The organism is Vibrio sp. MACH09, assembly GCF_033238805.1.
Taxonomy (GTDB): Bacteria; Pseudomonadota; Gammaproteobacteria; order Enterobacterales; family Vibrionaceae; genus Vibrio.
The window spans coordinates 2,821,875-2,843,849 of the sequence record NZ_BSFZ01000001.1; the positions used below are offsets into that span (position 1 = coordinate 2,821,875).

A 21,975-nucleotide genomic window follows, 5' to 3' on the forward strand; every position below is an offset into this window, starting at 1 on the left:
TTCCTCTTATTTCTCAAGTTCAATAAGAGGTCTACTGCCATTCAATCAACGTTGAAAATGAAGATTTAGATCTTGAGTAAAACCATGAGGGCTAGAAATGATAATTAGATTAAGCTAATATAGCATTTACTTAACTTAAAATGACGGCTGACCATGAACGAACAATTACTTATTCCCCTGATAATGCTTGCTTTTTTTATCGTCTATAAAAAGTTTCGCGCCAAACAAGCCATATCGACGCTCTCAGAGCTTAATATCAACGAGATCCAATTAGTTGATGTAAGAAGTGAAGCTGAGTTTGCACGTTTTAATGCCCCAGAAAGCCTGAACATCCCAGTACAGTCATTGATCTCAGGAAGTACTAAGGGGCTTGAGAACTCAAAAACAATCGTTGTTTATTGCGCATCGGGAATGCGTTCAGTCACCGCTGCAACATGGTTGAAAAAACAGGGATACAAAGTGATTAATGCGGGAACCGTCGGCAATGTTATTCAGGGCATCAAGTTATAGCTGGCCTATTTATGGCTAGCCTAAGCTTCTGGATTACCCTACAGAGAATTTAAAGCTACAAATCAAACTCTTATTGCGCCCTGCCCTTCATTTTTATACTCTAGCGAAGCACTGGCAAAATCCAGTGTCAGGATTCGAACCCCGTTTATATACACAGGCACATATAGTTAATCTATGTGCGGCTTCAGCACATCTAAAATTTATGGTGGGCTGGACAGGGGCGCTTAGGCGCGCCGTTCCTGTGTAGCGGTAGTTCGAACCTTGTTCAGTTCACCACCCTTTGATTCGAACCTCAGTGTGGTGATGGAAAAAACACTACACAGGAGGTCATCATGACCCATCAAACTCATCCCGATTTTTACCAACAAGTAGAAGACTTTATTCTCTGTGCCGTTGCCGATAACTCAACAGAGGATCACGCCACCAACACTGAGGTTGCCTTGTTTCTTTTAACTCTGCTTTCTAGTTACAAAAAAGAACAGTTGGAACAAGCTCAGCAAGGTTGTTGAACAACTTAATTTGTCCATTTGTACAGCTTGTTTAGGGATTGGATCATGATGATCCAAATGCTTAATGAGCTGTACACAAAGAATGTATATCTCTCCATTCTTGAGCTATTTTGCTGCTTACCTCACAAGCCTAATAAATATTTCGTCCTAATTTATTAGTCATATAGCTAACGGACCGTTTAAAAGGACGGACGCCTCAAGTTTTCAGCACCAATAAACCCAAACATGTTTGAGCTGCGTTATACATAAAGACTCTCTTCATTTTTAGGGCGGGTTTTAAAGCGCAAATGTAACCACATCCATGCTGGCACATCTCGCATTATCATTTTTTCTATTTCACGATTAACCGTCGTCGCAGCCTGAATGGGGTTGCGTCTTTCTATTTCACCACTTAAATCATCACCAATATATAATTTGTATTGGTTGCCTTTTCGTACAGTGACACCAGATATTACCGCGCAATGAGACGCATCGATGAGCATGCTTGTACCTGCTGTGGTTGCTGCCTTCTCTACGTCAAAAAAAGGGGCAAATACCGAGTTTCGGTTACCGTAATCGTGATCCGGTAAGTACCACAATTCATGCCCATTCTTTAGCACCTTAATCATCGATTTTATGTCTTTGCGATCAATCATTTTATGACCATTACGTGTACGGCCTCTATGCTGAATAAACTCATAAACGGGATTAGAGTGAGGACGGTACACGCCATATCCTTTCACGAACTGGCTGAATATCTGTGCTGTCATTTCAAGGTTAAAGTGATGGCTACATAACACCAATACTCCTCTATCAGGCTCTCGCCGACCGAGCAGCTTCTCTTTACCAATCACTGAACTTATTTTTCTAATTCTCCATTGGGGCCAGAACCAAGCCATTCCCATTTCAAAAACTGCCATACCTGCATATTCAAAGCTTTTTCTAGCCATGAAGAGACACTCTTCATCAGAGTAGTTGGGAAAGCATAGCGTTAAGTTTGCTTTCGCTATGTCAAAACGTTTTTTGAAAATGCGCATTGAAACCAAGCCCAATTTGTAGCCCAATGTCTTGATCACAGAAAATGGCAATATGTTAACCAGTAAAGCAAGCGCCCCAAACCCCAACCAAATAAGCCAATATTTAGGTAACAGAAATGTCGATTGAAAATGAGGGGATGGCACGATTTTCATTAATGTGTCCCTAAATAAATAAACCCTATAACTAATTCTAGACAAGGTTTAGTAAACTTAAGGTTAAATGGGCCGAATGGCCGAGGAGAATTTAGAAGAGAAAACGTGAAGGAACCAATGTCGTCACTTCCTCATAATCCTCCCACAAATACGAAAAAGGCGATACCATTTCTGATATCGCCTTGAAAAGGAGTTGCATGGATCTGACGCAATTTCTCGCAAGCAGTGGGGCCCCTCAGCACCATGGTCGGATCAAGATGAAAGACCCACGCAACAAACTTTAAAACTTATTCGCAGAGGATTACTGGCCTAAGCAAGTATCACCAATACGCGCTGGCGCAATCTTGTCTAGAGTCACGTTCAGCTCTTTCCAGTCGCTTGCCATTTTGTCTGCTTGAGCTTGAGTTAGTACTGCGCCGTTCGCTGCAATACGGTCGTGCTCAACTTTTGTGTAGTGGAAGATAGTCATATCAACAGACTTATCGTCTTTGTAGGCTTTTTCCATGTTAACTACGTTTTTCTTGCTGTCGTCGATAAATACGATGCTATCGAACTTCTGGCCTGTTTTGTCCAGTACGAAATCAAGCATAGTGCCTTTGTTCATACCCGTAGTCATCATGATACCGTTGATGTACGTCAGGTCTCTCTTCGGCTTAGCTTTATAAACAGGAAGCTCTTCAGAGCCTTTCTCTTTAAGGGCCGTGGTTGTCATGTCGAAACCGTTGCGGATCATTTCACGCTCGGTTGCTGCACGGTAGTTAGGAGAACGAGATGTCAGTGCAAATACCGTCAGATCATTGTCCTGCCACGATTTAACTGTCGCGGGTGCATTCTCTTCAATCAGTTTTTGAGGCACTAACTCATACAAAAGGCCGATAGAGTCCTGGAACAAACAGTCAACTTTATCTTCTGCTGCTGGCTTAACATCCAGTTTGCCACGTTGCCACTGATACCAGATGTCGCCACCAAGATCAGATGTTGAAGTCAAAAGCGTGTTATCGATATCGATAACAATTAAAGGCTTTTCACCTTTCGCTGTTAGTTCACTGATTTTGCTCGCAACATCTGCAAACTTGTCGGTTTCTTTTACCACTACATCAGCAAGTGCATTGCCTGCAAAAGAGAGTGCGCAAAGTGCTGCTATCGCTTTTAACTTCATATCTTTTCCTTAAATTTTTTATTAGCGGATAACGGGTGAGTTACAGCAGTAACTTCGTATCCTTAATTTTTTGTATTGTTATGTTATAACATTTCTAACAACACAATATTTAATCACGAGATCTAATAAGTAAATATGATCTGTTTCACATATGAATGGTTTTTCTCTCTTTTGTCCTTCGATTAATCCAGAGAGTCAGCACGCAAACCATTAATCAACAATATTGGTTACTGCACTTAAAGAGCAGCAGCGCATTGAATTACAACAAATAATCTGAAGGTTTTATGTTTTGTGCCGTTGCCAGAAGATAGAGATGTTCAACGGGTACAGTTCATTTGGTAAAAAGATCATGATGATCCAAATGCTTAATGAGCTGTACGTATAAAGTGTTCATTGATGTGATATTTGGGCAATTGTCCCTATGTATGAGAACAAGAAAGCGCCCAATTTGGCCGTTCTCAATTAAGCAGAAACATCGTTAATAATATTGACCCATCGTTTAGCGTCTAGCGAATCACTCGCCAAGCTAAAGATGCCTCGCAGAGAGCCTTTATGTTGTTCGCTATCTCTTTCTATCTGAACAACAACGTCATCTATCTGCTCAGAGCTGCCGTTTTCTAAACTAAAATTCTTACTGAGTTTGCCGTTTGCTGTCTGTTTAACAAGGCTTTTTATTAGCTTAGTGAATGTCGTTTCGGCTTCTGCCAAGTATTTTTTGTCTACAATGGAGGTAGTGACCAACAGAGCCTTTGCTTGCGTATTTTGACAGTAGATGTAATAAGCGTACTGATTAGAGTTGTTGATGTTATTTGGGTCTACCTGACAGATGTTACTTAAATATACTTTTCCTTTTTGAGTACCAATTCTGCTAAGTGTCGGTTTTAATCCAAACTCTGAAAGGTACTGCGTTGTTCCTTCTATACTCCACGCCATAAACTGTCTTCTCTGTATGTATGATAAAAATGTGATCTCATCATATTCTACGAGTTGTTTATACGGTGAAATTTAAACAATGACATCTCAAATTTGAAAGCTCTCTTCTTTGTACGCCATTCACCACGCTTAAAGATTTTCTATGTGGATGTTCATTGTATGGCATCGCTGATTAACGCGTTGCTATTACTGCTTTGCCCGAAACTTTATTAGCTCATTTTTCAGCCACTGTTCACTGTTTATCGGCGAATCTCCATTGCAGTGTACTTGGTAGTGACGCCCACTCAACATACTTTTGGTGGCGGAATACGCGATGAAGTCTTCCGCAGATTCAATGTCGTCCGCGTAATAATCCGCTTTCTTTTTTATATGTTCAGCTGCTTCAACGCCATTATGCAAAGTGCCATTTCTTTCGTATTGACACTCTGTCGACTCAACAAAGGACAGCAGGTGGTCGATCTCTTCTTGAGGAGAGGAATATGCAATAGGCGCAAATAGTATCAAGCTTGTCATTAACCCATTCAATAACCGTGTTCGCTTCATAACGCCCTCCTCTTTATGACGTAAACTAATTTAATAAAATCCATTTATTAGCGTTTATAAATGGCCTTTTCCAACATAGAAAAAAGCTGGGTAAACTCTTGTTTAATGGTGTCGCTTTTCCACTCAGACGCGTGAAGTGGGTGGTGATAACGAACGGTAGCAAAAAAGAAGCAACGTGCGGTGATTGCACAATCTTCAATATCAAATACACCTTCTTGAACACCTTCACGCAAAATGGATTCTATTTGTTGTAATAAGTGATCGATATGCTTTGATTTTACGTGCTTAGGTGTTTGTTTTGCCAATTCGGAGTAGGACTCAAACAGTTCAGGCTCATCAATAAGGATATTTCGCTTAATTCCGGTCAATGTATCAAACCACTCACGAAGCTTGATTGTTGCGCTCTCTGATTCTTGTGTGACCGCGGTTAATGGGGCGGTTACTCGGTCTAACCACCTAAGAGTGATTGCTTCATGCAGTTCAGATTTTGTCGCAAAATGTCGATAAACCGTACCATGGCTCACATCAAGAGCGCGTGCTACGTCTACAACTGTCGTTTTTCTTGGGCCAAATTTACGTAAAACAATTTCCGCGGCATCCAATATTTTTTCTTTAGTAAGCATTTTTAACTACCAATTAATTTGTATTCAAAATCGTATTTAAGGTTTTGAAAATAAGAATGTTCGATAACGACAATATTAGCCCGATGCTATCGATTACCGCCTGCTCAGTCAAACAAGGTCTCTGTCTCATGCATCGATTCATTGACCTAGAATCAAATTTGTTCGTTGACAATATAACAAATGACATTTATTGTAAATTGTCATTTGTTATATTTGTGTTGTGAGGAGTATTGATATGTCGCTGAGTTTTGTTGCGAGCCGTCCACCTAAAGGCAAACATCGCCGTGTAATGTCCGCCATTATTGGGCAGAAGAAAAAACATCATGCTTGTCCTGAGCTACCAAGGCTAGATGGTAAAAGAGTTCTGGTAACAGGGGGAAATGCGGGTATAGGAGAATTTATTACTCGAAGCTTACTTGCTCAAGGCGCTCATGTAACGTCATTGGCGAGAGGGTTATCGGATGCAACGGATGACATCTTACATGTTGAGTCAGTTTATATGGATCTCGCGGATCCCAATAGTATTGTTACAGCGGTTGGTCAACTAGGAGAGCAACCCTTCGATATTGTTATTTGTAATGCAGGATTGGTGTCTAAAAAGGCGGAAATTACGCCATCAGGTTATGAAAAAACATTTTCAGTCAATGTGTTAGGTCATCACATTCTTTATCGACTTTTAATGCAGAACAACATGCTGGTTAATGATGCTCGGCTCGTTATCACTAGCGGTGATATTTACATTACGGAAAGTAAGTGTGCGGCGAATATACCCTTTGATGGTACCTCCAGCACTTACTCAAGAAGCAAATTAGGCAATTTATGGCAAGTGCGAGAATTAGCACAACGTTATCCTAATATTCACCCGATCGCGGTTCATCCCGGTGTGGTTGCTAGCGGTTTTGCCGGCAGCAAGAAAGGATTATTAGCATGGCTTCGCACTAAACAGCTTATTTCAGAAGAACAAGGGGCTCATTCATCTCTCATTGGTGCAACACAAGATCTTCCTCGCGGTAGCTATTGGCACAATGTATTTGGTTTAGTCGACTTTGCAAAAGATGACCCTGCGTGTGACGCATCAAAGTCAAAAAGACTTTGGCAGCAACTAGAGTCTATCGCATCACCTTACCTTGAAAGCAGCAACGCAGTGTCGCTTGAGGAGTTAATATGAAATTCTTTTGGATATTGAGTGCTGCCCTTTTAATCACAGCCTGCGCAGAGAGTGATATGGATAGAAGACAAACGTCAACAAACTTCAAAAACGGTCAGTTTGAAAATAACACCGACACTAAAACAATGACATTTTGGGAAATCGCTTGGGCTGGCTTAACCTCTGATACTGAACGAGCTGAATGGCCGGAAACGGTTGATGTTAAAGAAGATACAGCGCCAGCAAAACGCGTGGAAGGCGATCAGGTCCGTATTACCTTGGTGAATCACGCTACTTTTTTAATTCAAACGCAAGGGCTAAACATTCTGACAGATCCGGTGTTTTCAGAAAGAGCGAGTCCGCTCTCTTTCGTGGGTCCAAAGCGCGCCCATAAACCTGGAATTGCATTAGAAAACTTGCCTCAAATAGATGTCATTGTGATCAGCCACGATCATTACGACCATTTGGATCTCGATTCACTAACGTTTCTAATAACACGAGATAACCCGAAAATTTATGTGGGACTTGGTGTAGCAAAACGTCTTCCTTCTAGCCTTAACACCTTAGAACTGGACTGGGGAGAGAGTACTCAGATTAATGATGAGTTTACGCTATGGTTTTTAGAAGTTCAGCACAACTCCGGTCGAACGCCTTTTGACAGAAACTCTACCCTATGGGGTGGATTTATGATGCAGATTGGCCAGCAAAAAATTTACTTTGGTGGTGATAGCGGATACGCCAATCACTATAAACATGCTTATGAGCAGTTTGGAGCGGTCGATATCGCCTTCATACCTATTGGCGCTTATGCACCAAGAGAGATTTTTAAACCCGTACACCTTGACCCTTTTGAAGCGGTGCAAGCTCATCTCGATCTCAATGCCAAGCTGTCTATTGGCATGCACTATGGCACCTTTCAGTTAACAGCAGAATCTCGCTTAGAGCCAATTGAGTTACTTGAAGAGGCTAAACAGCAAGCTCAAGTTCCTGCTTCGCAGTTTATTACGTTAGAAGTGGGTCAAGCGACCGACTTTTAATTATCTAAGCTAACGCTTGATCTCTAAAGTCTATTTCAAAGCACTTAAACAGCTGTCTAAGTGCTTAATAGTATAAATATTTTGTAATGCAGGCTTGTTGCTTCAAGCCCGCAATTTGGTGGTTCAATGAAAAGTAAACAACCCATACTCGGTAATACCGGTACCCTACTGTTTTTGGTAATGATTAGCGCATTTCCTCCTCTATCGACAGATCTCTATTTACCCGCTTTGCCCAACATGGTCGCAGCATTACAGACAACACAATCATTGGTTAACTTCACGCTGAGTAGCTACTTTGTTGTTTATGCTTTTGGCTTATTATTTTGGGGGCCTCTCAGCGAAAAATCTGGCAGAAAACCCATTTTATTAATAGGCGCATCTATTTATGTTTCAGCCAGTTTCCTATGTGCAAATTCGGCCAACATAGAGCAGTTGATCGGATTTCGAATTCTGCAAGCATTTGGCGGCAGTGCCGTTACCGTGGTAGCTGTCGCTATCATCAAGGACCTTTATAGCGGAAGAGAACGAGAGAAAATAATGGCAACCATCATGTCATTAGTTGTCATCGCCCCTATGGTTGCTCCTGTAATTGGCGCGTTATTGCTTAAGATCGCAACATGGGAAATGATCTTTGTGGTACTCGGCGTTTTTGGCCTGTTATCGATAGCTCTTTCACTATGCTTAACGGAAACCTTAGAGTCTCGTTATGAGGGGTCAGTGGTGAAGTCTTGGGGACGCTTAGGAGTTGTCCTCAAAAATCCACGATTTATACTATTGCTAGCGGTCTTCTCATTAGTACCCATGTCTATGATGGCATTTTTGGCAGCAGGACCTTACATATATGTAGATCATTTTGGTTTTAGTGAACAGGAGTTTAGCTATATCTTCGCCCTAAACGCATTATTTGCTTCATTTGGGCCTAGGGCTTACATCAAAATTACTCAATACCTTCCTTCAGAACGCATTATTTCCTTTTGCTTTATGCTTCTGATTTTGTGTGGGCTGCTTACTTACAGCGTGGGTGAGATTTCCGCTTGGTTGTTCGCTCCACTAATTGGGCTTGCTACCTTGGCCACCATCACCACACGGGTTCCGGGCACTAATTTAATGCTTGAACAGCAAGATAAAGATACCGGTTCTGCTGTTGCCATTATTCAATTCTCTTCAATGATTTGTGGATCGATGGGCATGATGTTGGTCTCTGTTGAGTCAACGTCTCTGATTGAAAGTCTTGGTGTGATTCAATTAATAATAGGCGTTATCAGTGGGTTACTATGGTTGCTTTGGTCTCGTATATCCAGCAAAAATCCACAAGATGCAACCACACCCTCTGTTTCAAGTTGAACAGGAAAACACGATGTTTTGACTCTATCTTTGGCTATAAGAGACAGCCGTTGTAGTACTTTGATATGAATACTTTGGTGTGTGTCCCGTTATCACTCTTTTATCAGGGAATATTTTGGTGTGTGTCCCGTTATCAAAATAATGGCATCTTAAACTTTACGTCTTATTTATTAAGGCAGGTATAGAGTTAGCTTATCGTACCTAGAAGTGGTTCCAATCTTGCTCGGTCTAGCAGTAAAGATTGGAACCTACACGTCGCTTAAGCTTTAAACTGAGATATTGCAGACTTCAATTCCACTGATTGAGACTTCACCTGAGATGAAGATTCAGCATTACCAGAAGCGCTATGTACGTTTAACTCTGTTAAATCACGGATGGCATTGACGTTTCTGGCAATCTCCGCACAAACGGTATTTTGCTGTTCAACTGCAGAGGCAATTTGGGTACTACTGTCTAAGATCTGTTGCATCTCATCCATTACATACTGTACTTGTTGATAGGCTGAATTAGAGGTTTCAACGCTGTTTTGCCCTTTTTTACTGCACATATCCATAGTTGATACAACTGCCTGTGTCTGCTCTTGAACGGAGTTGATGATATTAGATATCTCCTCAGTGGAGTTTTGTGTCCGACTTGCTAGTGTCCGGACCTCATCCGCAACAACTGCAAAACCTCTACCTTGTTCACCAGCGCGTGCTGCCTCAATTGCAGCATTTAATGCCAGTAAGTTGGTCTGTTCGGCAATTTCTTGTATGACTCCAATAACAGAACTAATCTCTTCAGACAGCGCCGACAACTTAGTTACTTCTGTGCTTGCACCACTGAGATCCAACGAAAGCGCTTCGACTGTATAGCGCGTATTTTCTATCTCCGTCAGGCCTTGATTTGCAATATCAAAGCTTTTTTGCGTGTTACCAGCAGCCAACTCCGTGGTAGAAGCCACTTCCCTAATGGTTTCACCCATTTGAGTTATGGCTGTTGCAACGTTATCAGTTTCCAATTTCTGTTGCGACAAAGATTGCTCAGTTTCGATGCTATTCTCTTGCAACTGCTCTGACGCACTACCAAGTTCGCTGATGCTTCCTTGTACTTGCCCAACTAAAGTTTGAATGCTCGACAGTAGTAGATTGAGTTCACCAGCAATATCCGCAAGCTCATCTTTACCTCGCGTATCGGCTCTTAATGTTAAATCATGATTCGTTGAGATATTGGACATAACGGTATTGAGTTGAGAGATATTTCTTTGAATGTTTACCGTTATATAATAAGCAATGCCCGCAAGTACTAAGGCAACAACCACTAAAGAGATGAATATAAAACTATTGATGCTACTTTGAGCAGCTTCAATCTCAGCTTCCATCTGAGCTTCAACTTTATGAAAAATATTGAAAATATCTTCGAATAGACGATCCATTTCAGCTTTTAGCTCTTGATCCCTCACTTTGTTCTGCCCAAAGTTTTCAGCCAGATCAAGAAAATCACGATTGTATTGGTTTATCTCTTGGCTGAGTTTTGCTAACTCTTTCACCTTTATATCTAAAGAACTAAGATGGGTCTGAAAGAGTTCGAAAAGGCTTTCAAAATGCTTAAACTCTTTAGTAAAAGCAGAACGTTTTGACGAATCTTCTGTCACTAAATACTCTAACTCATGCCTATTCAATTCAAGCAGAGAGATCTCTAATTCTTTAACTTCAATAAGAGTTTTTTCAAGTTTTATGAGTTTAAGGTTACTCACTTCAGTAATAGTAACAATGGCAACAAGGGCAACAAGTGACAAAGCAGCAAGGCCGAATAGTTTATGTTTAATTTTCATATAGCTAACCCAATATAAAGGTGATTGGTTAAAAGCCTAATGATTGTTGTTATTTTTATTATTATTGCGCTCTTATTTTTAACGCTACAGTAAGTATATGTTACTTTTAGACTAAAATTAAACAATTGCTACAGGTCGTACCAGAGAGGCATCCAGATAGACAATGGCCGTTTTCTCGGAGTTATCTGAGCCCATCATTTGTCGTGCAGTAGCAACCTAATCAGGCAACCTGAAACGAAAAGATCATCCCGTTCTCAGTCGGGCTTTTTTTCTTGTAGTGAGTATAGGAACTAAAACGCTTATACAGTGAAAATCCATAACGAGAGTAGAAGCGGTAATTGCAATCTTCGTCTGTCCAGAGAAAAATACTCTTCAGATTATTACGCTTGCAGAACTCCATGTAGCGATCCATAAGCTCTGTTCCTAACCCTTTACCTCTCAGCTCCGGACTGACAATAAACAGGTTAATCTCCCCCCCCAAAAAGGCAAGCGTCTACTTCTCCTAGGGCGTCATTCATTGTAAATCGGCTAAGCTCTTTTTTGGCGACCTCTTTATCGCCAAAATGTCCTTGCTGAATTTTTTTGTTCTTCCATTTGTTCGTTTGAATATCTCTTCTTGCGAACTTAAGTTCATCAAGATAAGAGATCTCTTCTTTACTACCAAACAACAGGCCTTTCACCTGATCTTTGCTGTCTAGGATGAGATCAAAATGTTGATTCCAGTTTAAACAGGTTTTCAAGTAATACTCGTAGATGATTCTGTCACAAGGCACATTCACAAAATTTGAGTGAAAGTCCCAAGTGGACATAATTAGCTCTACACAGCTGTCAAAGTACTTTTCAGCGTAGGTGTCGTATCTTAGTTTTTTCGTTGGCATATACCCTCACAATATTTCGATAAATTAGTATGGAAATAATTACTCTTCTTCTGCTTGTTGTACCGCTTGATAGCCGGACTCAAATGCTGCATCAAAGGTGGGGTAAGCCATATAATCACCGGCGAGGTAGACACCGATTAAGCTTGATTTTAGTTTATGTAAACGGGTGAAATACCCTTTGTTAAACACAGGATAGGCATGGTAAAAACGCTTAATGTCATAACCTGTAACTCTGTTTTTTACATCAGGTACGATGCGGCTTACCTCATCAAAAACAATATTCATTATCTCTGCATCGCTGTTTTGAAGCAGTGTTTTATCAGATACGCCTTTAGGGGCTAGATATGCACTGGCAATGTACTCTTTTACGTTTTTAAGTTCTGGGGTGAAATGTCTTTCCACCCAGGTTGCATCGTACAAGTCTGTGACTTTATCACCATCTAAAATAGCCAGATCAAAAGAGTGATTAAAAATTGGCGTTTTGGAAAAAAGCGCGACCGTGGCGTACTGAGCATACTGCACTTGCTCTAGTATGTTTCGCTGATCTAGGGTTAATACTGCTTTGGCAATGTACGAAGCAACAGGTGCTGGAGTTGCGATAATAACTTTATCAGCCATTAGCGAGTGCTTTTTGCCATCAGAAACAAAATCTACTTGGTATCCATTGCCACTCTTGGTGACCTTGTTTACAGCAGAACCGTAGCGAACGCGCGGATCAAGATACGTTGCCACATTTGTTGCGATGCTCGCAATTCCTGTTGGTACCGCCCAAGACTCGGAATGTTCATCCGCCGTCATCAACTCTGATACTTTCTTAGCGTCACCATAGTCAAAATAGGCTTCAGGAATAAAACTTAACGCCGAGATATCCGTTAAGTTAGCACCAAAAAGGCCACGAGCCATTACTTCATATCGCTGCTGGATAAACGGGTGAACTTGATTCTCTTCTAACCACTGTTTCGCTGTGATGCCATCAAGCTTTTTCAGTTGCTTATAAGACATCCCCTCTGCGCTGTTTAATAGATCAATAAAGTTCTGAAACTCCTGCTCGCCTGATTGATCAACCGTTAAACTCGCCAACTTGCTTTCACCAACATACATTTTGCCCTGATAGAAGCTGGCATCCATGGGAGAAGGGATCTCCACAACAGGAATGTTTAACTGGTCAATCACACGCGCTAAGTACCCATCGGGCTCCCCTAGGTACTCTGTTCCCTTAGCATAGTGAAAACGGCCATGGACACCATTCTCGGCAATTCCACCAGCCCGTTCTTCCTTCTCTAGAACAATATAATCTTTATCTAACTCATCTAATCTGTAGGCCGCAGACAGGCCAGCTGCACCTGCGCCAATAACGACGTACTCATAATGGTTTTCTTCTGCAATGACGCTGCTGGTTAGTAATGTGGCGACCAAAGCTGCGGTGGTGACTATAGTGGGAGTTTTCATAAATACCTTATTACACAAATCACTTTGTTGTGACGCTAGATAAGCAATGAAGGTAATGGTATATGAGGCGCAGTTATCAATCGGTTACCGGGGCTTAAAGCACACACTAGCCACGACTTTTTTGCTTTGGTATTCGTTAGTGAACGTAAACCCTCTTGCTGTGCATATTTTTCTTACCAGATACAAGCCATAACCGTATGACTCTTCATCACTGGTCTGCTCATCGTTTTCAAACGGATTTTCCACGGTTACCATGCCATCTTGTAAACGAATGATTATCTCTCCATCAGCGCTGTATTGCAGAGCGTTGCGAATAAGATTCACCAGCACAAGATAGACTGCACCGTAATTATCAACAATTTCGTACTCAGGTTCGAGAATGCACCTAACCGATAGTGCGGTATCCCTCCCCACAACCAGATAGTCATTGTCTGTTACCACATTATGTATAAGGCGAGATAAGTCCATTTGAGTATTACTGAGAGGCTGGTTGTTCTTGCGTGACAACCACAGCAGTGTCTTCGCGAGGTAATCCATATTCTTGATGGCGTAGGATATTCTTTGATTGATTTTCTCAACCTTATTATTGACACCCAGCCTTTCCAGTAGCTCCACACTGGAGGAGATAATGGCGATAGGCGTTCTTAGCTCATGACTCATGGTACTAAGAAACAGTTCCTCCTTTTCCACTAGCTCTTTCTGCTTCTCCAGACTCTGTTTGTAGTTCTGCACGATGGCAACAAGTTCCCGGTACTTAATTCGTTGATAAGGGATATCTTGTGACGGATCAGATAGCCAGATAGACAGGGCGCGAATCGGGCTCAATAACATGTAATAGATCAGCAAGAAGAGAAAGAGAAAACTGATAATGAGTACTGAACCCGCAACCAACATGGTCATTGAACTCTCATACCAGAGGGACTGTTCATATTGCATCTTTTCTTCTACATCTTGTCGATATTCAGAAACAATATACAAATGGCCTTGAGCCTCTTTTAAGCGGTAAATCAACGCATAAACATAAACTTGTTCGTTTTCTAAATTGGTTAGCTCTTGTTCGTACAACGCCATAGTATCCATCGTATTCCATTGGAATCCTTGACGAATGTAGGACGGCAGTTGGTTTATATCTCGGTAGGCGGCTATCAATCCCCCATCAGCAATGGCAGCCAGATCTTTATTTACCGAATTCTCCTCAATAAATAACCCATGATAAATCATCATGTTTTTGGTATCTGTGTGTACGTTTGTTTTTAGAAGCAGAATACCTAGCAGACAAAGAAAGAACACAAGCCCAAGGAGAGCGATAACTAAGAAAAGAACGATTCTCCTACGAAGGCTAGGCATTTTGTTGCTCTCTCAGGACAAAGCCTACTTTGGGGATACTATGAATTAACGAAGAAGAAAACGGTTTGTCGATGGTTTGTCTTAACTTATGGATCTGAACTTTTAAGTTATTGTTGCTGATCTCTTCGCCCCAAACCTCTTGCTCTAACGTTTCTTTACTCACAATATTTGGGCTGTGCTTTGCAAGGGTTTGCAGCAACTTCCAGCTAAGAGGGGATAAGTTGAGTTCTATAGAACTGCGATGTGCCGTGTGCGACTCAATGTTTATTCTCAGGTCACCAACATCAATCACTTTGCAAGTTTTACTCATACCTCTACTTGCGAGTGCCTTTAACCTTGCACTTAATTCAGCCATCGCAAAAGGCTTGGTTACATAGTCATCTGTCCCCACTCGAAAGCCTTCAAGTTTGTCATCTAATGAGTCCTTGGCTGTCATCATTAACACAGGGGTATCAATCGCTTTTTCTCTCAATTTTTGACATACAGAAAACCCGTTTAACTTAGGGAGCTTTATATCCAGCACTATGATGTCATAGCTATTTTTTGTCGCTAGGTTAAAGCCTGTAAGTCCGTTATAGGCAAAATCGCACTCAATACCATCGAGCATAAGGTAATCACTCAAAGCAGATGCCAGAACTTTGTCATCCTCAATCAATAAAACAAGCATAGAGTCCCATCTCAAACTATCTAGGTTACAAACCTTAGTATATCAAACCGTCAGTTACTAAACGGTTAGTAAGCTGCTCTTGGTTTCTGGTTATACCTTTATATCAACCATTTGAGTATAGAAAACCGGATGGGTATGGCAAAACGATAAATTAGAACACGACTCGTTGATAATTTTCTCTGTGCAGTTTATTTAGACAAAAGATCATGATGATCCAAATGCTAAATGAGCTGTACATAAGAGATATTTTTTGGTGTGTGTCCTTAAAGGTTTAGGACGTTTAGAATTGAAATAATGCGGTGCAAACAAGCTAATGAGGTGAAGTATTAACTTGCTTAAACGACCATATTTCTTCCGCTGCTTTTCGCCTTATAAAGCGCGTCATCAACGCTATTTAAGTAAACACTGTAATCATCACCTAGCTGAGGAATTTGGCTAAATACACCAATAGAGGTGGTTAACTGGTGAGTTAAAGCTTTTTCAGTGTGAGATATAATGATCTTCTCAATACTTTCTCTGATTTGTTCAGCTAGCTTGAATACCTCTGGGGTGCTAGAGCCAGATACAACCACTAAAAACTCCTCTCCTCCGATTCGAAATACAAAATCACCCGCTCTCTTACAAAGACTTGAGACTGTGGCGCTAACTTTCATAATAGCTTCATCACCTTTCGAATGACCCAGCGAATCGTTTATAGATTTAAAGTGGTCTAAGTCTAGAGCAATAAAGCTAAGTAGCCGCTGATCCCGAATAGCTCGTTGCATCTCGGTATCAATCATCATATTAAAATATCGACGATTAAATAATCCTGACAACTCATCAGTAATCGCTATCTGCTCCAGTTTGTCATTTAAAGTCCGTAACTCTTCTTCTACTTTTACGCGCTTATGCCTTTCACGAATCAGTTCAATCGCATGAGAAGAGAGCTCATCATACATACTGAGGACTGTCTCTATTAGTATGCTGGTAGAGCCTTTCATCTGTTTTTCTGCGGAGTTTTTAGCTTCTGAAAAGCTTTGACCACTCATAACGCCTTGTACCACAAAGCTCATTTTTTTATCGTCATCTAATATGTGGAATGCCAACCATCGTATTAGAAACTGAATTATGCTTTCCGTTATATCCTGCCATATCCTATCTGAAGCATCTTCTTTGATCTTCATAACATTGGGTAGAAATGATGAATGGCTTAAACTGTGGGAGTTAATCCATGCGTCTTCTGGGAAGTATTCGTTCCAGATCTTCTCTTCTTCAGTAAAATGATAAGACGCATAGTCAGCTAGTTTTTTGAATACAGCAGAGACTTCCACCGGGTTATCGTAGACAAGAGTATTAGCGAGTTGATTTAGTATTGAAACAAGCTCTTTATGCTGATCGTCAATAGCTTCTATTCCGGTTTCAAAGTTGCGATTCCATGGAAAAACCACAATATCTTTATATGACATTATTGATCCAAATTCGTTGAGCGTTTCTTACAGAAGTTTTGCTTCCACACTATATGCTGGGAGTTTATCCGAACCATAAACTAAATCAAATACATATTAAGTCTATCCTATTGATAATCATATAGTTAAAGAGGCTATAAATTATCTATCGGAAACAACTTTTCCTCCTCCTCGCTCACCATTTAACAAGATCAAATCAAGAAACTTGAAAAAACTTAAAAGGAAACTTAAAAGGAAACTTAAAAGGACAGGCACTTTAAAATATATGTAAATCAAATTGTTATAGATAAAAATCTTCATTTCTTACATGCTGAGTTAGTAAGTTAACGGATAACGCTAATCGATTCCTCTTATCAGCTTTATAAGCCATTAGGTCGTGATCATCCAAGTATCTACTTAACTTTTCACCTTCGTATTCTCACCAAAAAATCCAACTTAAACCTGAAAAACACAGCTAACGTCCAGAATGTGGATTTTAAAGTGTTAAGCACAAACAGAGCTACCAACTCATTTAGATAGAACAAAAAAGTATTATGAAATCGAATTAATAAAGCTTATACTTTATTAGTAAATGCTTATTTAGAAAAATATCAATTAATTTACTATTTATGGAGCCCTGGCCATCCTCTTCTATGTATTGGATGGTTGATTCAAAAGGAACTTGAAAATGACGTTAACAAGAAGAACATTACTAAAATCTGCTGCTGGGATAGGTGTACTAGGAGCGATTGGTCTCTCTTACAATCAACTTAATAAAGTTGATACCAAAGCTAATATTGTCATCGTTGGCGGAGGAGCTGCAGGTATTGGTGTTGCCAATATGCTCTCTCGATACCTCGACGGTGCAAAAATCACCGTTATCGAGCCGAGATCATTTCATTGGTATCAACCGGGTCAAACTCTTTTACTGGCAGGTGCATATACCACTGAAAATGATGTAGTAAGCCCAATAGATAAATACATTGATAAAAATATCATTCTAAAACAGGATAAAGTATCTGAGTTACTTCCTGACTCAAATACGGTAAAAACCGAAAGCGGTGAGTCTATCCAATATGACTATTTGATCGTCTCAACTGGGTTGGAGTTACGCTACGATCTTATTGAAGGCCTAGATACCAATGAGATTGGACGAAATAACATAGCAAGTATTTACTATAGTCCAGAAGCAGGTATCGCAAGCTTTAAGCAAGCACAGCAATTTGTTGAAAACTCAGCAAACGGTAATGCACTATTTACACGGCCTCAAGGTGCGATGAAGTGTGCAGGGGCACCAATGAAAGCAACAAACTTAGTGGAGTTTTTTGCCCAAGAGTCCGGTAACAGATCCAACTTCAATTTCCAGTACTTTACTTCTGAAGCGCAACTATTCTCAGTTAAACCATTTGATCAAAAGCTAAAAGAAGTTTGGAAAAAACGTGATATTTCAGCCAACTATGAACATGTGTTAACCGCAGTTGATAGCAGTGCTAAAACAGCAACATTTAAGACAAAAGATGGCTTAAATAAAACACACGACTGGGATTTCATTCATGTGGTTCCACCGATGACACCACCAAAAGTGGTTCGTGACTCAGCATTAGCGGACTCTTCGTCATACAAAGGCTACATGGAAGTGGATAAGTACACTTTGCAACACAAGCGCTACAGTAATGTGTTTGGCATCGGAGATTGTGTTGGCACGCCTATAGGTAAAACAGCGGCCTCAGTAAAATCGCAAATCCCAGTGGTTACAGAAAATCTTTGTTCGATATTAGAGGGACGAGAGCCAAGTGCTAAATGGGGCGGCTATACATCATGCCCAATGATATTGGATGTAGGCCACGCTATGCTTTGGGAATTTGATTACACCATGCAACCAATGACGGCTCTACCATTCCATGTGGTTGATCCTCTTGCCGAAAGTGAATTGGCTTGGCGAATGGAAGAAACCTTACTACGTCCGGTATACGACGTCATGTTACATGGGTATACACCTATTTAAGACTGTGACCTTCACTCACGTCCATTACTTCCCTTAATTCAGGTAATGGACGTTTTATCTAATTATTAGACGGTTAGAGATGATTATCTCCTCTAACCGTCTAATAATTAACGTTGACAATTTAAAGAGGACATAAAGGACATAAAGAGGACACACACTTAAATATTTGTCCAACGAACAGGCAAGCTATCGACTTGTACATTTTTCCTAAATTAATTGTTAGTCTACAACTCTTAAAGAAGCCATAATTTTATTACCAATACTTACCCACGGATCAGACAGTTCGACTGTTGTATTAAATGAAACGATCAAAAATCGACCACTAACAGACGTGCCATATATAATATTATGAATTTTTGTGTCTATAGCTGGAGTAACCAACTCCAGAACCATGAAGCCATGGCCGTTTTGCTCGATAATTTCGTCCCTAATCCATGTAGCTGACGGATATATATTGTGGAAACTCTTTGATACTTCTTCATAAACTGCTTTCAAATCTGATGGCCGCATAGCAGAACCAGTATGATTAAACACAACAGATACACTACCTGTTTCGTCGCTTAGAGCTTCTGTCGGTCTTCTACTACTAGGGAATTTAAGGTTTAGCATCTCTGTTGACATCGGAGCAAACTTCTTAGGCACTTGAAGAACAACCTTGCCATTTAGTGCTTCAAACTCAACAAGCTCCACCGCAAATGAAGCTGCACTACTCATAAATAGAGCAAAAACAATTAGTACTTTTTTCATCATATTTCCTCTAAGCCATATTGTTCTAATATTTTATTCTGTAAGAAACGCTCCAATGGCGACCTCTCAAGATCTCATATCAATATAATAAAACCTACTGATATTCCAATTCAATGAAACGAATTAAAACCTAATATAACAAAGAGTTAACTAATACGACACTGATTTTTAGATCATACACCTTAGCAATCGTTCAAGAATCGTTCAAGAGAATCGTTCAAGGACACACACTTCAAAAAAACGTAAGGAAATCATTCGAGGACACACACTTCAAGAAACGTAAATGCATATGAAATGTGCTGGCATTGGTATCAATTATATTGCATAGGCTAAATCTATATCATTTGGTTATTGGCGGGTTGTTTTGTCAGGAAATTTGATATGGTGTAGCAGATAAATAGGAATTTCAGTGCACTCCAAAGCACTTTTATAGTAAAAGGAATGGAATGTGTTTTGAGGTTAAGGTGAATGTGAATATTCTCACTTATTCCGGTTGATAAACTTGCATCTTTTTCTTGTTCAAAGCGGTCTTCGCTTTTTCAATGCAGATATAATTCCCAATTGCAGAAGAACGTGTTTTTTCTAGTGCTGAGCATATCGTTATCCAGCGTGTTTGACTGAAGTTCAAACGTGTCAAAATCGGAGGAAAGCTTTTATCTAAATTGGCCTTCCCTTCTCGAATTATGCGAGCGCTCCAGTCAACTAGTTCAATGTAATCCATCAGCCTAAGTGGAATACCTTCTTCATCTTCTCTAGGTGAACTACCCACAAATGGATGCAAGCAAGGAGCAGTAAAAACGTTGTTATTAAGCGCATTAATTCTAGCTTTTATTGAGGTGAACTCTGAGGTTTCGGGTGTTTTAGCGACACCTGCGCGAATAGGATTTAGATCAACATACACCATCGCAGCCGCAAGCGCTTTTTCATCTAGTAACGCCTGACTTTTAAATCGACTTTCCCAAAAATGTCCAGTACAACTGTCTTCTCGGTTAGCTCTGCACGCAATATCGTAATTGAGCTCTTTCATAAACCAGCTCAAACTCCACAGTCTTTCTCTCCACACTTCAATAAGTTCAGCGCATTTAACTTCCTCTACTTGACTCGTTAACTGTTTGTTTAACCAACGCTGGATAATAGCAGGCAATTTATGCTCACGACTCCAATGTTCAACCACTTCATGCGGCGACAGAGTCACGGCTTTATCTTTGTTAATATGCAGAACTAAATGATAGTGACTGCTCATTATGGCGTAGGCACAAACATCAATACAGTAGACTTGGGTAAGAGCATAAATTTTTTGCTCAATCCAGCCTCTACGATGTTCATAACTGATGTTGGTTAACTCATCTTCACCACACAAAAAACTGCGTCTTACGCAACGAGAAACGCAATGGTAGTAAGAGGTAGCGTCAACGGAGATGAGTTGTCTTCTTGCAGTTGTCAAAGTGAAATCCGCTATAATCATTAATTGACGTTAACCTATCAATGATTGCTCAGTTGAACTGCCGCTCAATAGACAATTTCGACAAAATCAAACTTATTTCATACTTATGGTGTGTGTCCTTGATCCTTTCGTGTGTGTCCTTGCTTTTGATGGTGTGTGTCCTTGATCTTTTCACTTAAGATCTTCTTGATAAGCTTTTAAACTTTCATTAATGACACGCTCAATATCCCCTGAATTTTGCATATCTAGTATTATTTGATTGAATTTATTAACAAAATCATTTTTGTATGGATACATATCAAGGTTTTCATTCGTAAACCCTAAGTACCCTCTTTGGTGATTAACAATTGGTCCCATAAATATATTCTCTGCAAGCGTCTTGTATTCTAAAGAGGCTTTGAGATAGTTCAGTTCTACCTCAAGGGCACTAGCTTCATCTACATAACAATCAATACGGCCATTGCCAACCATCAACATCAAGTTGTGATTACTGTCTTGTAGCTCTATAACCTTAATCTTCTTTTGTTCAATAGCTTCCTGAAAACTTTCGCCGCCAATTAGATAACCTAAACTTCTACCAATTGAAGCGCCGTAAAAGTCTTCTGGCCAACGTTCTCTAGATTTGCCAAAAAAGTCTTTATGACAAACTAATCGAGTCTTTTCTTCCAAAATAGGAACGGAGTACGACATATAAGGTCTTGTTTTGGGATGATAATAAGGGGGAAATAGTGCAAATGCCTTACCATACTTAAGAATGTGTAATCCTCTTTTCCACGGGACAGGCACTATCTTTATGTCATAGCCATCCATTCTATCAAAGGCGTTTCTTAAAATGGTGGGATAAATACCAACAAATCTACCATCTTGTTGCCATGAAAAAGGAGGGTAATAACCGTCACCATAAACTGTAACGGAGATATCCTCCTTTGCTTGTAAGCTAAATGAGAGAAAAAGTACCAATACAGCCCGAGTTAACGTTATTTTTATGTTCGTCATCAGCTTCAATAGAAACGTAGTATTAACTCAAGTCTAGTCTCTAAATGGCTTTTCTACACGCTATTAACTAACCAATTTGTTAATTGGATTACTGAAGCTCTTCGCCTTTGCCCACTACACTATCCACTTCGTAAAAATTGCTCTTTCGAGCTGATCTCATTCGGTGTGTGTCCCCGTTAAATTCCGATCTATTCCATCCAATTTGGTGTGTGTCCCCGTTCACATTCCGGT

21 protein-coding genes are annotated in these 21,975 nt (G+C 40.3%); 6 read left to right on the plus strand and 15 right to left on the minus strand.

The window, feature by feature from the left end:
* Window positions 1–153 precede the first annotated feature (153 nt).
* Window positions 154–510, plus strand: coding sequence for a rhodanese-like domain-containing protein (locus CHJ_RS12640; RefSeq protein WP_317917824.1), 357 nt, complete (start codon window positions 154–156; stop codon window positions 508–510).
* 332 nt (window positions 511–842) lie between these two features.
* Window positions 843–1,019 carry a hypothetical protein gene (locus tag CHJ_RS12645; protein ID WP_317917825.1) on the plus strand — a complete coding sequence of 59 codons (177 nt, stop codon included), beginning with the start codon at window positions 843–845 and terminating at the stop codon, window positions 1,017–1,019.
* Window positions 1,020–1,258: 239 nt separating this feature from the next.
* On the opposite strand, the gene lpxL is transcribed toward CHJ_RS12645, so the two are convergent.
* The 5 genes from lpxL to CHJ_RS12670 form a co-directional block, all read right to left on the minus strand.
* Entirely contained in the window at window positions 1,259–2,188 is a 930-nt protein-coding gene (gene lpxL / locus CHJ_RS12650; protein ID WP_317917826.1) for an LpxL/LpxP family Kdo(2)-lipid IV(A) lauroyl/palmitoleoyl acyltransferase, read from the minus strand.
* A gap of 301 nt (window positions 2,189–2,489) precedes the next feature.
* Window positions 2,490–3,347: a DUF2608 domain-containing protein gene (locus CHJ_RS12655; RefSeq protein WP_171754879.1), complete on the minus strand. Its 858-nt coding sequence runs from the start codon at window positions 3,345–3,347 to the stop codon at window positions 2,490–2,492.
* Between the two features lie 462 nt (window positions 3,348–3,809).
* A complete protein-coding gene (locus CHJ_RS12660) occupies window positions 3,810–4,280 on the minus strand; it encodes a hypothetical protein (RefSeq protein WP_317917827.1) in 471 nt (156 codons plus the stop codon).
* Between the two features lie 186 nt (window positions 4,281–4,466).
* Entirely contained in the window at window positions 4,467–4,823 is a 357-nt protein-coding gene (locus CHJ_RS12665) for a DUF5329 family protein (protein ID WP_317917828.1), read from the minus strand.
* Window positions 4,824–4,870: 47 nt separating this feature from the next.
* On the minus strand, window positions 4,871–5,446 hold the full coding sequence (locus CHJ_RS12670; RefSeq protein WP_317917829.1) for a TetR family transcriptional regulator: 576 nt from the start codon (window positions 5,444–5,446) through the stop codon (window positions 4,871–4,873).
* Window positions 5,447–5,681: 235 nt separating this feature from the next.
* Between CHJ_RS12670 and CHJ_RS12675 the strand changes: the two genes are divergently transcribed.
* From CHJ_RS12675 to CHJ_RS12685, 3 genes are all read left to right on the plus strand, one after another.
* On the plus strand, window positions 5,682–6,614 hold the full coding sequence (locus tag CHJ_RS12675) for an SDR family NAD(P)-dependent oxidoreductase (protein ID WP_317917830.1): 933 nt from the start codon (window positions 5,682–5,684) through the stop codon (window positions 6,612–6,614).
* Window positions 6,611–7,630, plus strand: coding sequence for an MBL fold metallo-hydrolase (locus tag CHJ_RS12680; RefSeq protein ID WP_317917831.1), 1,020 nt, complete (start codon window positions 6,611–6,613; stop codon window positions 7,628–7,630). Before CHJ_RS12675 ends, CHJ_RS12680 begins: the two co-directional genes overlap by 4 nt.
* Before the next feature lie 126 nt (window positions 7,631–7,756).
* Complete coding sequence (locus tag CHJ_RS12685; RefSeq protein ID WP_317917832.1) at window positions 7,757–8,974, plus strand: multidrug effflux MFS transporter; 1,218 nt, start codon at window positions 7,757–7,759, stop codon at window positions 8,972–8,974.
* Between the two features lie 259 nt (window positions 8,975–9,233).
* Here CHJ_RS12685 and CHJ_RS12690 read toward each other — a convergent pair whose 3' ends face one another.
* From CHJ_RS12690 to CHJ_RS12715, 7 genes are all read right to left on the minus strand, one after another.
* The gene (locus tag CHJ_RS12690) at window positions 9,234–10,787 is read right to left on the minus strand and encodes a methyl-accepting chemotaxis protein (protein ID WP_317917833.1); all 1,554 of its coding nucleotides are present in this window, start codon (window positions 10,785–10,787) and stop codon (window positions 9,234–9,236) included.
* Between the two features lie 220 nt (window positions 10,788–11,007).
* Window positions 11,008–11,268: a GNAT family N-acetyltransferase gene (locus tag CHJ_RS24140; protein ID WP_411861548.1), complete on the minus strand. Its 261-nt coding sequence runs from the start codon at window positions 11,266–11,268 to the stop codon at window positions 11,008–11,010.
* A complete protein-coding gene (locus CHJ_RS12695; protein ID WP_317917834.1) occupies window positions 11,252–11,665 on the minus strand; it encodes a hypothetical protein in 414 nt (137 codons plus the stop codon). Before CHJ_RS12695 ends, CHJ_RS24140 begins: the two co-directional genes overlap by 17 nt.
* Before the next feature lie 39 nt (window positions 11,666–11,704).
* Window positions 11,705–13,114 carry a flavin monoamine oxidase family protein gene (locus CHJ_RS12700; RefSeq protein ID WP_317917835.1) on the minus strand — a complete coding sequence of 470 codons (1,410 nt, stop codon included), beginning with the start codon at window positions 13,112–13,114 and terminating at the stop codon, window positions 11,705–11,707.
* Between the two features lie 84 nt (window positions 13,115–13,198).
* Window positions 13,199–14,461, minus strand: coding sequence for a sensor histidine kinase (locus CHJ_RS12705; protein WP_317917836.1), 1,263 nt, complete (start codon window positions 14,459–14,461; stop codon window positions 13,199–13,201).
* A complete protein-coding gene (locus tag CHJ_RS12710; protein WP_317917837.1) occupies window positions 14,454–15,128 on the minus strand; it encodes a response regulator transcription factor in 675 nt (224 codons plus the stop codon). The genes CHJ_RS12705 and CHJ_RS12710 overlap by 8 nt, the downstream gene beginning before the upstream one ends.
* A gap of 335 nt (window positions 15,129–15,463) precedes the next feature.
* Entirely contained in the window at window positions 15,464–16,573 is a 1,110-nt protein-coding gene (locus CHJ_RS12715; RefSeq protein WP_317917838.1) for a GGDEF domain-containing protein, read from the minus strand.
* A 667-nt stretch (window positions 16,574–17,240) separates the two neighbouring features.
* On the opposite strand from CHJ_RS12715, the gene CHJ_RS12720 reads away from it, so the two are divergent.
* The gene (locus CHJ_RS12720) at window positions 17,241–18,557 is read left to right on the plus strand and encodes an NAD(P)/FAD-dependent oxidoreductase (protein WP_317917839.1); all 1,317 of its coding nucleotides are present in this window, start codon (window positions 17,241–17,243) and stop codon (window positions 18,555–18,557) included.
* 219 nt (window positions 18,558–18,776) lie between these two features.
* Here the strand turns inward: CHJ_RS12720 and CHJ_RS12725 are convergent, their stop codons facing one another.
* The 3 genes from CHJ_RS12725 to CHJ_RS12735 form a co-directional block, all read right to left on the minus strand.
* On the minus strand, window positions 18,777–19,307 hold the full coding sequence (locus CHJ_RS12725) for a hypothetical protein (RefSeq protein WP_317917840.1): 531 nt from the start codon (window positions 19,305–19,307) through the stop codon (window positions 18,777–18,779).
* A 481-nt stretch (window positions 19,308–19,788) separates the two neighbouring features.
* On the minus strand, window positions 19,789–20,748 hold the full coding sequence (locus CHJ_RS12730) for a transposase (RefSeq protein WP_317917841.1): 960 nt from the start codon (window positions 20,746–20,748) through the stop codon (window positions 19,789–19,791).
* A gap of 171 nt (window positions 20,749–20,919) precedes the next feature.
* Window positions 20,920–21,744: a substrate-binding periplasmic protein gene (locus CHJ_RS12735; protein ID WP_317917842.1), complete on the minus strand. Its 825-nt coding sequence runs from the start codon at window positions 21,742–21,744 to the stop codon at window positions 20,920–20,922.
* Window positions 21,745–21,975: the final 231 nt, after the last annotated feature.